16 protein-coding genes are annotated in these 17,340 nt (G+C 55.0%); 9 read left to right on the forward strand and 7 right to left on the reverse strand.

The window, feature by feature from the left end; all coding sequences use genetic code 11:
• Positions 1 to 30: 30 nt before the first annotated feature.
• Positions 31 to 1,548 carry an L-carnitine/gamma-butyrobetaine antiporter gene (gene caiT / locus ACERJC_RS17880; RefSeq protein WP_152405912.1) on the reverse strand — a complete coding sequence of 506 codons (1,518 nt, stop codon included), beginning with the start codon at positions 1,546 to 1,548 and terminating at the stop codon, positions 31 to 33.
• 478 nt (positions 1,549 to 2,026) lie between these two features.
• On the opposite strand from caiT, the gene ACERJC_RS17885 reads away from it, so the two are divergent.
• From ACERJC_RS17885 to folA, 9 genes are all read left to right on the forward strand, one after another.
• Entirely contained in the window at positions 2,027 to 2,800 is a 774-nt protein-coding gene (locus ACERJC_RS17885) for an electron transfer flavoprotein FixA (RefSeq protein WP_286631512.1), read from the forward strand.
• 12 nt (positions 2,801 to 2,812) lie between these two features.
• Complete coding sequence (locus ACERJC_RS17890; RefSeq protein WP_371896463.1) at positions 2,813 to 3,754, forward strand: electron transfer flavoprotein subunit alpha/FixB family protein; 942 nt, start codon at positions 2,813 to 2,815, stop codon at positions 3,752 to 3,754.
• Between the two features lie 22 nt (positions 3,755 to 3,776).
• Complete coding sequence (locus ACERJC_RS17895; RefSeq protein ID WP_373672184.1) at positions 3,777 to 5,063, forward strand: FAD-dependent oxidoreductase; 1,287 nt, start codon at positions 3,777 to 3,779, stop codon at positions 5,061 to 5,063.
• A complete protein-coding gene (gene fixX, locus ACERJC_RS17900) occupies positions 5,060 to 5,347 on the forward strand; it encodes a ferredoxin-like protein FixX (RefSeq protein ID WP_373672185.1) in 288 nt (95 codons plus the stop codon). Before ACERJC_RS17895 ends, fixX begins: the two co-directional genes overlap by 4 nt.
• Positions 5,348 to 5,468: 121 nt before the next feature.
• Positions 5,469 to 6,800: an MFS transporter gene (locus tag ACERJC_RS17905; protein ID WP_373672186.1), complete on the forward strand. Its 1,332-nt coding sequence runs from the start codon at positions 5,469 to 5,471 to the stop codon at positions 6,798 to 6,800.
• 102 nt (positions 6,801 to 6,902) lie between these two features.
• Positions 6,903 to 7,136: a YgdI/YgdR family lipoprotein gene (locus ACERJC_RS17910; RefSeq protein ID WP_042323934.1), complete on the forward strand. Its 234-nt coding sequence runs from the start codon at positions 6,903 to 6,905 to the stop codon at positions 7,134 to 7,136.
• A 103-nt stretch (positions 7,137 to 7,239) separates the two neighbouring features.
• Entirely contained in the window at positions 7,240 to 7,770 is a 531-nt protein-coding gene (kefF, locus tag ACERJC_RS17915; RefSeq protein WP_046475363.1) for a glutathione-regulated potassium-efflux system oxidoreductase KefF, read from the forward strand.
• Positions 7,763 to 9,625, forward strand: coding sequence for a glutathione-regulated potassium-efflux system protein KefC (kefC, locus tag ACERJC_RS17920; RefSeq protein WP_152405905.1), 1,863 nt, complete (start codon positions 7,763 to 7,765; stop codon positions 9,623 to 9,625). Before kefF ends, kefC begins: the two co-directional genes overlap by 8 nt.
• A 198-nt stretch (positions 9,626 to 9,823) precedes the next feature.
• Positions 9,824 to 10,303, forward strand: a complete 480-nt coding sequence (gene folA / locus ACERJC_RS17925) for a type 3 dihydrofolate reductase (RefSeq protein WP_042323929.1) — start codon at positions 9,824 to 9,826, stop codon at positions 10,301 to 10,303.
• 93 nt (positions 10,304 to 10,396) lie between these two features.
• On the opposite strand, the gene apaH is transcribed toward folA, so the two are convergent.
• The 6 genes from apaH to lptD are packed head-to-tail and all read right to left on the reverse strand — an operon-like array spanning position 10,397 to position 17,152.
• Positions 10,397 to 11,245: a bis(5'-nucleosyl)-tetraphosphatase (symmetrical) ApaH gene (apaH, locus tag ACERJC_RS17930; protein WP_152405904.1), complete on the reverse strand. Its 849-nt coding sequence runs from the start codon at positions 11,243 to 11,245 to the stop codon at positions 10,397 to 10,399.
• A 10-nt stretch (positions 11,246 to 11,255) separates the two neighbouring features.
• Positions 11,256 to 11,633 carry a Co2+/Mg2+ efflux facilitator ApaG/CorD gene (gene apaG, locus ACERJC_RS17935; RefSeq protein WP_046475370.1) on the reverse strand — a complete coding sequence of 126 codons (378 nt, stop codon included), beginning with the start codon at positions 11,631 to 11,633 and terminating at the stop codon, positions 11,256 to 11,258.
• Positions 11,634 to 11,635: 2 nt separating this feature from the next.
• On the reverse strand, positions 11,636 to 12,457 hold the full coding sequence (gene rsmA / locus ACERJC_RS17940; RefSeq protein WP_371896467.1) for a 16S rRNA (adenine(1518)-N(6)/adenine(1519)-N(6))-dimethyltransferase RsmA: 822 nt from the start codon (positions 12,455 to 12,457) through the stop codon (positions 11,636 to 11,638).
• A complete protein-coding gene (pdxA, locus tag ACERJC_RS17945; RefSeq protein WP_371896468.1) occupies positions 12,454 to 13,443 on the reverse strand; it encodes a 4-hydroxythreonine-4-phosphate dehydrogenase PdxA in 990 nt (329 codons plus the stop codon). Before pdxA ends, rsmA begins: the two co-directional genes overlap by 4 nt.
• Complete coding sequence (gene surA / locus ACERJC_RS17950) at positions 13,443 to 14,729, reverse strand: peptidylprolyl isomerase SurA (RefSeq protein ID WP_152405901.1); 1,287 nt, start codon at positions 14,727 to 14,729, stop codon at positions 13,443 to 13,445. Before surA ends, pdxA begins: the two co-directional genes overlap by 1 nt.
• Positions 14,730 to 14,782: 53 nt before the next feature.
• Positions 14,783 to 17,152, reverse strand: a complete 2,370-nt coding sequence (gene lptD / locus ACERJC_RS17955; RefSeq protein WP_373672187.1) for an LPS assembly protein LptD — start codon at positions 17,150 to 17,152, stop codon at positions 14,783 to 14,785.
• Between the last annotated feature and the right edge of the window lie 188 nt (positions 17,153 to 17,340).

A 17,340-nucleotide genomic window follows, 5' to 3' on the forward strand; every position in this document is an offset into this window, starting at 1 on the left:
TCTAACCTCTATGTCATGGGGTAATTAGGTTTATTTATCTTTCCAGTGCACTTTGGCGTCTTTGATAAAGGAGAGCGTCACCATAATGTTGACGAAGAACAGCGGGCAGCCCCCGGCGATAATCGCGGTTTGTATCGGCTTCAGGCCGCCGAGCGCCAGCAGCACGATGCCAATCACGCCGACCAGCACGGACCAGCCGATACGCACCAGCAGCGGTGGCTCTTCGCCATCGCGAACTTCACGACAGGTCGACATCGCCAGGGTGTAAGAACAGGCGTTGATCAATGTGACGGTGGCAATAAAGCAGAGGATAAAGAATCCCCACATCGTGGCGGTGCTGAGCGGTAGGGCGGCCCAGGTTTCGATAATTGCGCGCGGCACGCCGTGATCGGCAATCAGTTGCGGAATGTTGATGATGTTTTTATCCATCAGCAGCAGGGTGTTACTGCCCAGCACTGTCCACAGGATCCAGGTCGATGCCGTCAGGCCCAACACCATGCCGAAGCACAGTTCGCGCACGGTACGACCGCGAGAGATACGCGCCAGGAAGATACTCATCTGGATGGCGTAAATCACCCACCATGCCCAGTAGAAGACCGTCCAGCCCTGCGGGAAACCGCCTTTGCCGATGGCATCGGTATAGAACAGCATGCGTGGCAGGTACATCAGCAGCATCCCGACGGAGTCGGTGAAGTAGTTCATGATGAAGCTGGCACCGCTGACGATGAATACCCAGCCGAGCATCAGGAAGCTCAAATAGCTGCGCACGTCGCTGGCGATTTTGACCCCTTTTTGCAGGCCGCAGGCCACGCAAATGGCGTTCAAAATTATCCAGCAGGTGATGATGATAGCGTCAAGTTCCAGGGTGTGCGGAATACCAAACAGCCACTGCATGCACTCGGTCACCAGCGGCGTCGCCAGCCCAAGGCTGGTTCCCATCGCGAAGATCAGCGCCACCAGGTAGAAGTTATCAACGATAGTGCCGAATAGCCCTTTCGCATGTTTTTCGCCAACCAGTGGAACCAATGTTGAACTTGGGCGAATAACGTCCATTTTGCGTACAAAGAAGAAGTAGGCGAAGGCCACGGAAAGGAAGCTGTACGTTGCCCACGGCAGCGGCCCCCAGTGGAACAGGCTGTAGGCCAGACCTATCTCTTTCGCCGGCGTTGAGCCCGGCGTCAGCGCGAACGGCGGCGTGGAGATGTAGTAGTAAATCTCTATCGATCCCCAGAACAGCACGGCGGCTGAGGTACAGGAGGCGAACATCATGAAAATCCAGCTGGCGGTGCTGAACTCCGGTTTCTCGTCACCTAATTTCTTTTTCGCGTAGGGGCCAAACACCAGCCAGAACCAGCCGATGAGCATAATGACCATATACCACTCAAATGCCCATCCCCAGACATTGGTGACATAACTGAAGACGGCATTAATAACGACGTTTGCGGCATCGAGATCGCGTACCGTTAGCCAGCAAAGTATCCCGACTATTATTAGTGGCGGGAAAAAAACCTTTGGCTCAATTCCAGACTTTCTTTTTTCATTTTTCATGAGTGAATTCCAGGTTGAAAACGAAATTTATTTAGCGTTCCCGTTTGTTTTATTTTTGTTTATTTTTATTAAATATTTGTTGATACCCGTTTAACCTCAGGACGCGTTGGCAAGTAACTCATAATGGGTATTCATTTTGCGGCATTCTGTAACGTTCGTCACACTTCTGGGTTGGGGCGTTTTGGCGTCAAAATTACAATAAAATAAATATAAATCATTGGGTTAATGATGTGATTGTTCGGTTTTACATCGTTTGTCGTTCAATATTGGTGATCTGCCAGGCAATATTGAAAATCTTTCTTTTTGGCGCTGGGTTTCAATATTGGTGAGGCGCTTAACAATATTGAAAGTTGCGAATATCAGTGTGTGACATTTTCAATATTGGTGATTATGGTTTTATTTCCGAATTAAAGAGCGTGATATCTGTATTTAACACCGCCGATATAAATACGTTTCCTTCATGATATCTGGAGATGCAATGAAGATAATTACTTGCTACAAGTGTGTACCTGATGAACAGGATATTGTCGTCAATCACGCAGATGGTTCATTAGATTTCAGCAAAGCAGATGGCAAAATCAGCCAGTACGATCTGAACGCGATTGAAGCGGCCTGTCAGTTGAAACAGCAGGCCAGCGATGCGCAGGTGATTGCCCTGAGCGTGGGAGGCAAAGCGTTAACCAACGCAAAAGGGCGTAAGGATGTTCTCTCCCGCGGTCCGGACGAACTGGTGGTGGTCATTGACGACCAGTTCGAGCAGGCGCTGCCACAGCAGACCGCTGCGGCGCTGGCCGCTGCCGCACAAAAGTCGGGATTTGACCTGATGATTTGCGGCGATGGCTCTTCCGATCTCTACGCGCAGCAGGTCAGCCTGCTGGTGGGTGAAACACTGAACATTCCCGCCATCAACGGCGTGAGCAAAATCCTCTCCCTGACAGAAAGCACGCTGACCGTTGAACGTGAACTGGAGGATGAAATCGAAACGCTGAGCATCCCTCTTCCGGCGGTCGTGGCCGTCTCCACCGACATTAACTCCCCACAAATTCCGTCCATGAAAGCCATTCTGGGGGCGGCGAAAAAACCGGTTCAGGTCTGGTCAGCGGCCGATATTGGCTTCAGCGGCGGGGACGCGTGGTCCACACAAACGGTGGCCGCGCCAAAACAACGTGAGCGCCAGCGCATTGTGATTGAAGGCGATGGTGAAGATCAGATTGCTGCGTTTGCCGATAGCCTGCGCAAAATCATTAATTAAGAAGGGGATGTTATGAGCAAGTTTTCCAGCGTCTGGGTATTCAGCGATACCGCGTCTCGTCTGCCGGAACTGATGAGCGGCGCGCAGGTTTTAGGTGAACAGGTTAACGCATTTGTGCAAAACGCCGACGAGGCGACCACCGCCATTCAGTTGGGCGCGCATCACGTCTGGCAACTGAGCGGCAAACCGGACGATCGCATGGTGGAAGACTATGCGCACGTGATGGCACAGACCGTTCGTCAGCAGAGCGATTCTGGCCTCGTGCTGCTGCCTAACACGCGTCGTGGCAAACTGCTGGCGGCAAAACTGGGCTATCGCCTTGCGGCAGCGGTCTCTAATGACGCCAGCGCGGTAACACAGCAGGATGGCCGGGCGACGGTCAAACATATGGTGTATGGCGGTCTGGCGATGGGTGAAGAGACGCTCTCTACGCCGTTTGCGGTACTGACGCTCAGCAGCGGCACCTTTGAGGCGCAGCAACTGGATGCCGCACGCAGCGGCGAGACGCACAGCGTGGCATGGCAGGCGCCGGAGATTACCGTCACGCGCACCGCCACCCAACCACGTCAGAGTAACAGCGTCGATCTCGATAAAGCCCGACTGGTGGTCAGCGTCGGACGCGGCATAGGCAGCAAAGAGAATATCTCACTGGCGCAAGCGCTGTGCCAGGCCATTGGCGCAGAACTGGCTTGTTCGCGCCCGGTCGCCGAAAACGAGAAGTGGATGGAGCATGAGCGCTACGTCGGGATCTCGAACCTGATGCTCAAACCGGAACTGTACCTGGCGGTGGGGATCTCCGGGCAGATCCAGCACATGGTGGGGGCGAACGGCGCGCAGACCATTTTTGCCATCAACAAAGACAAAAATGCGCCGATCTTTCAGTATGCGGATTACGGCATTGTCGGCGACGCGCTGAAGATCCTGCCCGCGCTGACGACCGCACTGGCACGCTAATCCATTCAGGCAGGGAGTACGTATGTCCGAAGATATCTTTGATGCCATCATCGTGGGCGCCGGGCTTGCCGGTTCCGTCGCGGCCCTGGTGCTCGCCCGTGAAGGGGCCCAGGTGTTGGTTATCGAGCGCGGAAATTCCGCTGGCGCGAAGAATGTTACCGGTGGGCGCATTTACGCCCACAGCCTGGAGCGCATTATTCCAGGCTTTGCTGAGCAGGCCCCTGTTGAGCGGGTCATCACCCATGAAAAGCTTGCTTTTATGACCGATAACGGGGCGATGACCGTGGACTATCTCAACGGTGAAAAGGCGGGCCCGTCGCAGGTCTCTTATTCGGTGTTGCGCAGTAAATTTGACGCCTGGCTGATGGCGCAGGCGGAAGAAGCTGGCGCGCAGTTGATCACCGGGATCCGCGTGGATAACGTCGTGCAGCGTGACGGTAAAGTGGTTGGCGTGGAAGCGGACGGCGACATCATTGAATCCAGGGTGGTCATCCTCGCCGATGGCGTCAACTCCCTGCTGGCAGAAAAATTGGGGATGGCGAAACGCGTTGAGGCGGCGCACGTGGCGGTCGGCGTGAAAGAGCTGATCGAACTGCCGAAGTCGGTGATTGAAGATCGCTTCCAGTTGCAGGGTAACGAAGGGGCGGCCTGTCTGTTCGCCGGATCGCCCACGGATGGCCTGATGGGCGGTGGCTTCCTCTATACCAACGAAAACACCCTGTCACTGGGGCTGGTGTGCGGTCTTCATCACTTGAAAGAGGCGAAAAAATCAGTCCCGCAAATGCTGGAAGATTTCAAGCAGCATCCGGCGGTTGCGCCGCTGATCGCGGGTGGCAAGTTGGTGGAGTACGCCGCGCACGTGGTGCCGGAAGCAGGAATGAACATGCAGCCTGAACTGGTGGGCGACGGCGTGCTGATTGCCGGCGACGCGGCGGGCATGTGTATGAACCTCGGCTTTACGATTCGCGGGATGGATCTCGCGGTGGCGGCTGGCGAAGCGGCGGCGAAAACGGTGCTCTCCGCCATGCAAAGCAACGACTTTAGCCGTCAGGGGCTGGCGAAGTATCGCCAGCATCTCGACAACGGTCCGATGCGCGATATGCGCATGTACCAGCGGCTGCCCGCGTTCCTCGATAACCCGCGCATGTTTACCCGTTATCCGGAAATGGTCGTCGGTATCGCACGCGACCTCTTTACCGTCGACGGCAGTGCGCCGGTGCCGATGCGTAAGAAGATCCTGCGCCATGCGAAGAAGGTGGGCTTCATCAACCTGATGAAGGATGGCATTAAAGGAGTGACCGTATTATGACTTCTCCCGTCAACGTGGACGTCAAACTGGGCGTCAACAAATTCAATGTCGATGAAGCGCATCCGCACATCATCATGAAGGCGGTACCGGACAAACAGGTGCTGGAGGTGTTGATCAAGGCCTGTCCGGCAGGGTTATACAAAAAGCAGGATGATGGCAGCGTGCGCTTTGATTACGCCGGATGTCTGGAGTGCGGCACCTGTCGGATCCTGGGACTCGATACGGCGCTGGAGAAGTGGGAATACCCGCGCGGCACCTTCGGCGTGGAGTTCCGTTACGGTTAAACCGGGTGCCGGATGGCGGCTTCGCCTTATCCGGCCTACAGGGGGTTATGTAGGCCTGATAAGCGCAGCGCCATCAGGCAGTTAAGCACTAATGCCGAATGTCGGCAAACAGGACATCGCCATGCAACAGCCCAGGAACTTTGATGATATTCAGTTCTCCTCTATTCACCGCAGGATCATGCTGTGGGGAAGCGGTGGCCCGTTTCTGGACGGTTATGTGCTGGTGATGATTGGCGTTGCGCTGGAACAGCTCACGCCAGCGCTGAAGCTGGATGCCGACTGGATTGGTTTGCTGGGTGCGGGAACGCTGGCCGGGCTGTTTATCGGCACTTCTCTGTTTGGTTATATCTCGGATAAAGTAGGGCGGCGCAAAATGTTTCTCATCGATATCATCGCCATCGGGGTGATATCGGTAGCCACCATGTTTGTCTCGTCCCCGGCTGAGCTACTGGTGATGCGGGTGCTGATTGGCGTCGTGATTGGCGCAGATTATCCTATCGCCACCTCGATGATTACCGAGTTTTCCAGCACGCGGCAACGCGCCTTCTCGATCAGTTTTATTGCGGCGATGTGGTACGTCGGCGCGACCTGTGCCGATCTGGTGGGTTACTGGCTGTATGACGTCGAAGGCGGCTGGCGCTGGATGCTCGGGAGCGCGGCGATCCCCTGTCTTTTGATCCTGATCGGTCGCTTTGATTTGCCCGAATCCCCGCGCTGGCTGCTGCGCAAAGGGCGGGTCAAAGAGTGCGAAGCGATGATGATTAAGCTGTTCGGCGAGCCGGTGGCGTTTGATGAAGACACGACGCAGGAGACGCGCTTTTTGCAGCTGTTCAATCGTCGCCACTTTCCGTTTGTGCTGTTTGTCGCGGCGATCTGGACCTGTCAGGTGATCCCCATGTTTGCCATTTACACCTTTGGTCCGCAGATTGTCGGTCTGTTGGGGCTGGGTGCCGGGAAGAGCGCGGCGCTGGGTAACGTAGTGATCAGCCTGTTCTTTATGCTGGGCTGTATCCCGCCGATGTTCTGGCTGAACAGTGCGGGGCGGCGACCGCTGCTGATTGGCAGCTTCGTGATGATGACGCTGGCGCTGGCGGTGCTGGGGCTGATCCCGGAAATGGGTATCTGGCTGGTGGTGACGGCATTCGCGGTATACGCCTTTTTCTCCGGCGGTCCGGGTAATCTACAGTGGCTCTATCCCAATGAACTGTTCCCGACCGATATTCGCGCCTCCGCCGTGGGGGTGATCATGTCGTTGAGCCGCATTGGCACCATTCTCTCCACCTGGGCATTGCCGATCTTCATTACTAAATACGGTATCAGCCAGGTGATGCTGATGGGGGCGGGGATCTCGTTGGTCGGGCTGCTGGTCTCCATTGCCTTTGCGCCAGAAACGCGCGGCCTGACGCTTGCTCAGACCAGTACGATGACGATTCGCAGGAAACCGTTGTCTTAAGGTGAACCTTCAGAGTGTTCTGTATTTGCCCTCAGCGTCAGTCAGTGCGTCTACAGTTAATGGGTATATCACTGAAAATGACTGAAAAGCAGGGAGAACACCATGCAAAAGAAACTGTTGATCGCTTCCATTTTTGCCGCAGCAACCGTCTTCACCGTCGCCGGCTGCTCTTCGAACCAGGCTGTACGGACGACCGATGGCCGAACCATTGTCACCGATGGTAAACCGCAGGTGGATGACGACACGGGCCTGGTCTCCTACAAAAACGCGGAAACTGGCCAGACGGAGCAAATTAACCGCGATCAGGTGAAAAATATGAGCGAGCTGGATAACTAGTTCAGTTTTGTCCATTTGTCTGCTCAATAATATTCACTATTAGCCTGTTGGATTACTGACTACACTCTCTTATAAAACAGAGTGGTAAAATAACAGGCTTATCATGATTCTCATTATTTATGCGCATCCTTATCCGCAGCATTCGCATGCGAATAAACGGATGCTTGAGCAGGCAAGGACGCTGGAAGGCGTCGAGGTTCGTTCGCTCTATCAACTCTATCCTGACTTCAATATCGATATCGCTGCGGAACAAGAGGCGCTCTCTCGCGCTGATCTGATCGTCTGGCAGCACCCCATGCAATGGTACAGCGTTCCCCCCTTACTCAAACTGTGGATGGATAAAGTGCTTTCCCACGGCTGGGCCTATGGTCACGGCGGGACAGCGCTGCGCGGTAAACCGGTGATGTGGGCGGTGACCACCGGCGGCGGCGATAATCACTTCGATATCGGTTCGCACCCAGGCTTTGATGTGCTCTCACAGCCGCTCCAGGCGACGGCGATTTACTGTGGGCTCAACTGGCTTCCACCGTTTGCGATGCACTGTACGTTTATCTGTGATGACGAAACGCTGCAGGCGCAGGCGCGTCATTACAAGCAACGACTGATGGAATGGCAGGAGGCGCACAATGGATAGCCATACGCTCATACAGGCGCTGATTTATCTTGGGTCGGCGGCGCTGATCGTGCCGATTGCCGTCCGGCTGGGCTTAGGCTCGGTGCTGGGTTACCTCATCGCGGGCTGCATCATCGGCCCCTGGGGTTTACGTCTGGTAACGGATGCCGAATCTATTCTGCACTTTGCCGAAATCGGCGTGGTGCTGATGCTGTTCGTCATTGGCCTGGAACTCGATCCCCAGCGGCTATGGAAACTGCGCGCCTCGGTGTTTGGCGGCGGCGCGCTACAGATGGTGGTCTGCGGCGGCCTGATTGGTCTGTTCTGTATGTTCCTCGGCCTGCGCTGGCAGGTGGCGGAACTGATTGGTATGACGCTGGCGCTCTCCTCCACGGCGATTGCCATGCAGGCGATGAATGAGCGCAACCTGACTGTTTCGCAGATGGGGCGCAGCGCCTTTGCCGTGCTGCTGTTCCAGGATATCGCGGCGATTCCACTGGTGGCGATGATCCCGCTACTGGCAACAAGTGGCGCGTCGACCACGCTCGGGGCGTTCGCGCTGTCGGCACTGAAAGTCGCTGGCGCGCTGGTGCTGGTGGTGCTGTTGGGGCGCTATGTGACCCGTCCGGCGCTGCGTTTCGTTGCGCGTTCTGGCCTGCGCGAAGTGTTCAGCGCCGTGGCGCTGTTTCTGGTTTTTGGCTTCGGGCTGTTGCTTGAAGAAGTGGGACTGTCGATGGCGATGGGGGCGTTCCTGGCTGGCGTATTGCTGGCAAGTTCAGAGTATCGCCACGCGCTGGAAAGCGATATCGAGCCGTTTAAGGGGCTGCTGCTGGGGCTGTTTTTCATCGGCGTCGGCATGTCTATCGATTTCGGGACGTTTATCGATAATCCGCTACGTATCATTATTCTGCTGGTCGGCTTCCTGGTGATTAAAACCGGGGTGCTGTGGCTGATTGCTCGTCCTTTACAGGTGCCGAATAAACAGCGTCGCTGGTTTGCGGTACTGCTCGGGCAGGGCAGTGAGTTCGCGTTTGTGGTCTTTGGTGCGGCGCAGATGGCGAACGTGCTCGATCCGCAATGGGCGAAAGCACTGACGCTGGCGGTCGCGCTGTCGATGGCAGCGACGCCGATTTTCTTGGTCATCCTCACGCGAATGGAGAAATCGGCCGCGGGTGAAGAACGGGAAGCTGATGAAATTGATGAAGAGCAGCCGCGCGTGATTATTGCCGGGTTTGGGCGCTTCGGGCAAATCACCGGCCGTTTGCTGCTCTCCAGCGGCGTGAAGATGGTGGTTCTCGATCACGATCCGGACCACATCGAGACGCTGCGTAAATTCGGCATGAAGGTGTTCTACGGCGATGCAACCCGGATGGATCTGCTGGAGTCCGCCGGGGCATCGAAAGCGGAAGTGCTGATTAACGCCATTGACGATCCGCAAACCAGCCTGGAGTTGACGGAGATGGTAAAAATCCATTTCCCGAACCTGCAAATTATTGCGCGGGCGCGCGATGTCGATCATTACATTCGCCTGCGCCAGGCGGGTGTGGATCAACCGGAACGTGAAACGTTTGAAGGCGCACTTAAAACCGGACGTCTGGCGCTGGAAAGCCTCGGGCTTGGCCGTTATGAAGCGCGTGAACGCGCTGACCTGTTCCGCCGCTTTAATACGCAAATGGTGGAAGAAATGGCGAAAGGTGAGGACGACGCCATCTCCCGGGCGGCGGTCTATAAACGAACCAGCGCGATGTTGAGCGAAATCATCACCGAGGATCGCGAACATCTGTCGCTCATTCAGCGCCATGGCTGGCAGGGAACCGACGAAGGTAAGCATACTGGAGACGTTGCCGATGAACCGGAAGTTAAACCGTCAACCTGAGTCAAAAATGTGATGTACTGCAAACTTTACTGTTAATTGATTGTTTTTGAACTACTGTAATGCCGGGAGTCCACTGCGAAGTCGTGGACTCGCCAGCAGATCGGAAAATTTTCGTGCTCTTCTTCTGTTCGTTAGTCGACGAAAGATTGCTCTTTCCGTATAGTGGCGACAATTTTTTTTGCTTCCGGGAAATATTCAATGATCAGTCTGATTGCTGCGTTAGCGGTAGATCGCGTTATTGGCATGGAAAACGCCATGCCGTGGAATCTACCTGCTGATCTCGCCTGGTTTAAACGTAATACGTTAAATAAACCTGTCGTTATGGGGCGCCATACCTGGGAATCCATCGGCCGACCGTTGCCGGGACGTAAGAACATCGTCATCAGCAGCCAGCCGGGTACTGACGATCGCGTGCAGTGGGTTAAATCGGTTGATGAAGCGATTGCGGCCTGCGGTGATGCGCCAGAAATTATGGTGATTGGTGGGGGTCGTGTGTACGAGCAGTTCCTGCCAAAAGCGCAGAAACTGTATCTGACGCACATCGACGCGGAAGTGGAAGGGGATACGCATTTCCCGGACTACGAGCCGGACGACTGGGAATCGGTGTTCAGTGAGTTTCACGACGCTGACGGGCAGAACTCACACAGCTATTGTTTCGAAATTCTGGAACGCCGCTAAGTGATGAGTGCCGGATGGCGACGCTTAGCGTCTTATCCGGCCTACAAACCATCTCGTAGGCCTGATAAGCGCAGCGCCACCAGGCAAAACAGATCAGGCGTTAACGGCTTCGCCTTCATCCAGATCCATCTGTCGGTTTGACGGCTGAACAAAGTACTGCTTATCTTCCCAGCGCAGGCAGGTTAAATTTCCTCCCCAGCAGCATCCGGTATCCAGCGCATAGATCCCCTCCGGCGTCCCTTTTCCTTCCAGAGAAGCCCAGTGACCAAACGCGATGCTGTAAGCCTCGCTGACGGGCCCAGGAATGGCAAACCACGGTTTCAACGGTGCGGGGGCATCCTCCGGGGACTCTTTGCTGTACATATCCAGTTGCCCGTTCGGGAAGCAGTAACGCATCCGGGTAAAAGCATTGGTGATAAAGCGCAGGCGTGCCAGTCCGGTCAGCTCCGGCGTCCAGTTATTCGGCATGTCGCCATACATGGCATCGAGGAAGAAGGGGTAAGAGTCGCTCGACAGCACCGCTTCGACATCACGCGCGCACTCTTTGGCGGTCTGCAAATCCCACTGCGGCGTGATACCCGCATGCGCCATTACCAGCTTCTTCTCTTCATCTATCTGCAACAGCGGCTGACGGCGCAGCCAGTTGAGCAGTTCGTCCGCGTCCGGTGCTTCCAGCAGCGGGCTCAGACGGTCTTTCGGTTTGTTGCGACTGATACCCGCAAAAACCGCCAGCAGATGCAGATCGTGGTTGCCAAGCACCAGACGAACACAGTCGCCGAGTGATTTCACATAACGCAGCACGTCCAGTGAGCCGGGGCCACGGGCGACCAGATCGCCGGTTAACCACAAGGTATCGTTTTCGGGCGTAAAATTGACTTGTTGCAGCAATGCGATCAGCTCATCGTAGCAACCGTGAACGTCGCCAATAAGGTATGTTGCCATAGTTATTGTTTTAATGAATAAGAGTGGAAACGGCGAGTCGGAAAACCGGAATATCGATGGTAAAGGCGACGCCGTTCTCATCAATCATTTCGTAATGACCCTGCATGGTGCCCAGCGGCGTTTCAATAACGGCACCGCTGGTGTACTGGTACTCTTCGCCAGGTTCAATGTGCGGCTGAACGCCGACCACACCTTCTCCCTGGACTTCGGTTTCTCGGCCATGACCGTTGGTTATCAACCAATAGCGTCCCAGTAGCTGCACGGGCGCTCGCCCCAAATTGCGGATGGTTACGGTGTAGGCAAAAACGTAACGTTCATCATCAGGTGAGGATTGCGCCTCAATATAGACGCTCTGGACCTGAATACACACTCGGGGCGAATTGATCATGCTTAACTCTCCTTCGATGGCGCGTTTTCTGACAGATAGTTCGCCATCTGGCAGTACTGCGCGACAGAGATATTTTCCGCTCGCATTGCCGGGTCAATACCCAGTTCCGTTAAGACCTCAACGCTGAACACATTGCCGAGGCTATTACGAATCGTTTTACGGCGCTGGTTGAACGCTTCTGTGGTGATGCGGCTCAACAGGCGAATATCTTTTACCGGATAGGGCATCGTGGTGTGCGGTACCAGTCGCACCACGGCGGAATCCACTTTTGGCGGCGGTGTGAAAGCGGATGGCGGCACTTCAAGCACCGGGATCACGTTGCAATAATATTGCGCCATCACGCTTAAGCGACCATACGCCTTACGGTTTGGTCCTGCAACCAGACGATTCACCACTTCTTTCTGCAACATAAAGTGCATATCGGCTATGGCATCAGTATAGCTAAACAGGTGGAACATCAGCGGCGTAGAGATGTTATAGGGCAGGTTGCCGAACACGCGCAGCGGTTGTCCCATCTTTTCAGACAATTCGCCAAAATTCATGGTCATGGCGTCCTGCTGATAGATAGTCAGCTTGGGTCCCAGGAAAGGATGTGTTTGCAGACGAGCGGCCAGATCGCGGTCAAGTTCAATGACCGTCAGCGCATCCAGACGTTCGCCAACCGGCTCCGTCAGCGCAGCCAGACCGGGGCCGATTTCGACCATCGCCTGACCTTTTTGCGGGTTAATGGCGGAGACAATACTGTCGATCACAAACCGATCGTTGAGGAAGTTTTGCCCGAAGCGTTTACGGGCTAAGTGGCCCTGATGGACTCGATTATTCATTGGGTATTAACAATCATTTTGATGGCGAGATTAAGCGCCGTAATAAAACTGCCGACATCAGCTTCACCCCGACCCGCCAGTTCAAGCGCGGTGCCGTGATCAACCGAGGTACGAATAAAGGGCAGGCCCAACGTGATATTCACGCCGCGACCAAATCCCTGGTATTTTAGCACGGGGAGGCCCTGATCGTGGTACATTGCCAGCACAGCATCGGCATGTTGCAGATATTTAGCCTGAAACAGTGTGTCAGCGGGTAGCGGACCCATCAATTTCATCCCCTGGGCGCGTAGCGCGTCAAGCACCGGAATGATTGTGTCATTCTCCTCGCTGCCCATATGCCCCCCTTCACCGGCATGTGGGTTCAGACCACAGACCAGCACGCGCGGATCGTCCACACCAAATTTGGTGCGCAGATCGTGATGCAAAATGCCAATCACTTCGTGCAGCAACGCGGGGGTAATGGCGTCAGCGACGTCGCGCAGCGGCAGATGGGTGGTCGCCAGCGCCACGCGTAACTCTTCGGTCGCCAGCATCATCACGACTTTTTTCGCCTGCGAACGCTCTTCAAAAAACTCGGTGTGACCGGTGAAAGGCACGCCCGCGTCGTTGATAACGCCTTTATGCACGGGACCCGTAATCAGCGCGGCAAATTCACCTTGCAAACAGCCGTCACAGGCGCGGGCCAACGTCTGCACCACATACTCGCCATTTTCCACGGCTAACTGCCCGGGAACGACAGGCGCACGAAGTGCGACGGGTAACAGCATAAGCGTGCCGGCAGCCTGCGGTTTGGCAGGGCTTTGTGGGGAGTAGGGGTGTAGCGTGAGGGGAAGACCGAGCATTGCCGCCCGGTCGGCCAGTACCGTGGCATCGGCGCAAACCACCAGTTCAACGGGCCAGTCGCGCTGGGCAAGTTGAACGACAAGATCCGGACCAATCCCGGCGGGCTCGCCGGGAGTGATCACAACACGTTGAGCAACCGTCATTAATTGCTCAGGATTTTAACGTAAGCGCTGGCGCGCTGTTCCTGCATCCAGGTTGCGGCTTCTTCCGAGAACTTCCTGTTCATCAGCATACGGTAAGCACGATCTTTCTGCGCGGCGTCGGTTTTATCAACGTTACGCGTATCCAGCAGTTCGATCAGGTGCCAACCGAAAGAGGAGTGCACCGGTGCGCTCATCTGGCCTTTGTTCATGCGGGTTAACGCATCGCGGAATGCCGGATCGAAAATGTCCGCAGCAGCCCAGCCCAGATCGCCGCCCTGGTTAGCCGAGCCCGGATCCTGAGAGAACTCTTTCGCTGCGGCAGCAAAGGTGGTTTTACCACTCTTGATATCCGCTGCGATCTGCTCAAGCTTCAGACGCGCCTGCTGGTCGGTCATGATAGGCGACGGCTTCAGCAGAATATGACGAGCGTGAACTTCGGTCACGGAGATGCTCTGGCTCTGGCCGCGCATATCGTTCACTTTCAGGATATGGAAACCGACACCGGAACGAATCGGGCCAATAATATCACCTTTCTTCGCGGTGCTCAGCGCCTGGGCAAAAATGCCCGGCAGTTCCTGAATACGACCCCAACCCATCTGGCCGCCTTTCAGCGCCTGCTGGTCAGCAGAATAGGTGATCGCCAGTTTGCCGAAGTCGCTGCCGTTACGGGCTTGCTCAACAATGGAACGCGCCTGGGATTCTGCGTCGTTCACCTGGTCAGACGTTGGGTTTTCCGGCAGCGGGATCAGGATGTGGCTCAGATTCAGCTCCGTGCTGGCATCATTTTGATTGCCAACCTGTTGCGCCAGCGCATCGACTTCCTGCGGCAGGATCGTCACGCGGCGGCGCACTTCGTTGTTACGCACTTCAGAGATGAGCATCTCTTTACGGATCTGATTACGATAGGTTGAGTAGCTCAGGCCATCATAAGCCAGACGGCTGCGCATCTGATCCAGCGTCATGTTGTTCTGTTTAGCGATATTGGCAATCGCCTGATCAAGCTGTTCGTCAGAGATTTTTACGCCCATCTTCTGACCCATCTGCAGGACAATCTGATCCATGATCAGACGTTCCAGGATCTGATGACGCAGCGTAGCGTCGTCCGGAAGTTGTTGACCTGCCTGGTTGGCGTTCAGTTTGACAGACTGCATCAGGCCATCAACATCGCTTTCCAGTACGACACCGTTATTTACGACGGCTGCGACTTTATCGACTACCTGCGGGGCAGCGAAACTGGTATTCGCGATCATGGCGATACCGAGAAGCAGCGTTTTCCAGTTCTTCATACTTTTTCCATTTCAATTAACCGCACTGCGGATTACGTGGTAAATCAATCAGATCACAAAGAGTTTTGATATGGCAAAATGTTGGAACGCAACATCTCGCTCGTGCCGAGACCGTAGTTGGAACTCAGGCCGCGAAGTTCGATGTTAAAGCCAATCACGTTGTCATATACCGCGTGTTCTTTATCGCTATCCCAACCGTTCAGCTTACGCTCGTAACCGACGCGAATTGCATAACAGCAGGAGTTGTACTGCACACCTAACATTTGGTCGGCAGGTTTATTCACATTCGTATCAAAATAATAAGCGCCGACAATGGACCAGCGGTCAGCAATCGGCCAACTGGCAACGGTACCGATCTGGCTGATCCCGTTTTTGTACTGTTCAGCTTTCCAGCGATTATCCTCACTGTTCCTTGGCAATGTCGCCTGAATATACTCCGGGCTGGCGTAACGGTAATTCAACTGTATGAGGCGGTCTTCATCGCGACGGTATTCAAGACTGGAGCTGCTGGTGGCGACGCTGTCCAGACGAGTGTCGTACTGAATGCCGCCGCGCAGACCCCAGCGATCCGAAATACGCCAGTAGGTGTCACCTGCCCATACTAACGAACCTGTCTGATCATCGTTCTCCCATTGGATATTGTCATCGCCGGTGCGAGACTCCGTGAAATAGTAGATTTGACCAACGGAAACGTTAAAACGTTCAACGGCAGCGTCATCATAAACGCGAGATGTGACGCCGGTCGTGACCTGGTTAGCGGAAGCAATACGGTCCAGACCGCCATAGCTGCGGTCACGGAACAGGCCGGTATAGTCAGATTGCAGCAGGGAAGAGTCGTAGTTGTAAATGCCGCTCTGGTCACGATACGGCACGTACAGGTACTGCGCGCGCGGCTCCAGCGTCTGGGTGTAACCCGGCGCGAGCATATTCATATCCCGTTCAAAGACCATCTTACCGTCGACTTTAAACTGCGGCATCACGCGGTTGGCGTTATCATCCAACTGAGTATTTTTAGGGTTATTATTATACCAGTCCAGATTGGTCTGCTGATAGTGGGTCGCCAGCAGCTTCGCTTCGGTGTTGATGCTGCCCCACTGGTTTGACAGCGGCAGGTTGATGGTCGGCTCCAGGTGCAGACGCGTCGCTTCCGGCATGTTGTCATTGGTATTCACAAAATGCACGGCCTGACCGTAAATGCGGGTATCAAACGGACCCAGATCGTTCTGGTAGAAGTTGACGTCTAACTGCGGCTGCGCGGAATAGCTTTTGCTGTTTGCCGTATCGAACACCTGGAACTGCTTGGTAGAGACCGTCGCGTCAAAGTTCTGCACCGCGTAGCCCACGCTGAATTTCTGCGTGGCGTAACCGTCGGTACTGGAACCGTACTTGTTATCGAAATCGTTAAAGTAGCTGGAGTCACTGACCTTGGTGTAGTTGACGTTGAAACGCCACACCTGATCCATGACACCCGAGTGTTGCCAGTAGAATAACCAGCGGCGCGAGTTGTCATCCTTCGGGTGCTCATCGCTGTAGACGCGGTCGGAATTGAGATAGTCGAACTCCATCAGGCCAGCGCCCGCCTGACTCAGGTAACGGAATTCGTTCTCCCACATCACCCCGCCACGACGGTGCATATAGTGCGGCGTCAGGGTCGCATCCATGTTTGGCGCGATGTTCCAGTAATACGGCAGATAGAACTCAAAATAGTTCTTCGACGAATACTTGGCGTTGGGGATCAGGAAACCGGAGCGGCGTTTATCCCCCACCGGCAACTGCAAATACGGACTGTAAAAAACAGGAACCGGACCCAGCTTAAAGCGGGCGTTCCAGATTTCCGCGACCTGCTCTTCGCGGTCGTGAATCACTTCGCTACCGACGACGCTCCAGGTATCAGAACCCGGCAGACAGGAGGTGAAGGTCCCGTTCTCAAGAATGGTATAGCGGTTCTCGCCGCGCTGTTTCATCAGGTCGGCTTTACCACGCCCCTGACGGCCCACCATCTGGTAGTCACCTTCCCAGACGTTGGTATCTTTGGTGTTCAGGTTCGCCCAACCCTTCGGTCCTTTCAGGATAACCTGGTTGTCATCGTAATGGACGTTGCCGAGCGCATCGACGGTACGCACGGGCTCAGGCTGACCCTGAGCCTCTTTCTGATGAAGCTGTACCTCATCGGCCTGCAGTCGACTGTTGCCCTGCATGATGTCCACATTGCCGGTAAACACCGCGTCATCGGGATAATTCCCTTTCGCGTGATCGGCATTAATTGTGACGGGGAGTTCATTTGTCTCGCCCTGCACCAGAGGACGGTCATAGCTTGGCACGCCTAACATACACTGTGAGGCGAGACTGGCTGCCAGACCCTGTTGACTGTAAAGGGCTGTGGCAATCATGGTGGCCAGGAGGGTGGGAATACGTTTTTTCATACGTTGTATTTTATTGTTCCATCATCAGTAGCGTCGCGCGTGACAAACCGCCACAGCCTAACTTACTCATGTTCGTAGCGCTAGTGTTAATCCTGCCGCTATAGCGTCTGTGGTGTTAGTCACGGCTGTGAATGACAGGTATGATAATGCAAATTATAGGCGATGTCCCACAATTGACCGTAGCCGGA

It is taken from the genome of Citrobacter telavivensis, assembly GCF_041807075.1.
In the GTDB taxonomy this organism is placed as follows: domain Bacteria; phylum Pseudomonadota; class Gammaproteobacteria; order Enterobacterales; family Enterobacteriaceae; genus Citrobacter_A; species Citrobacter_A telavivensis.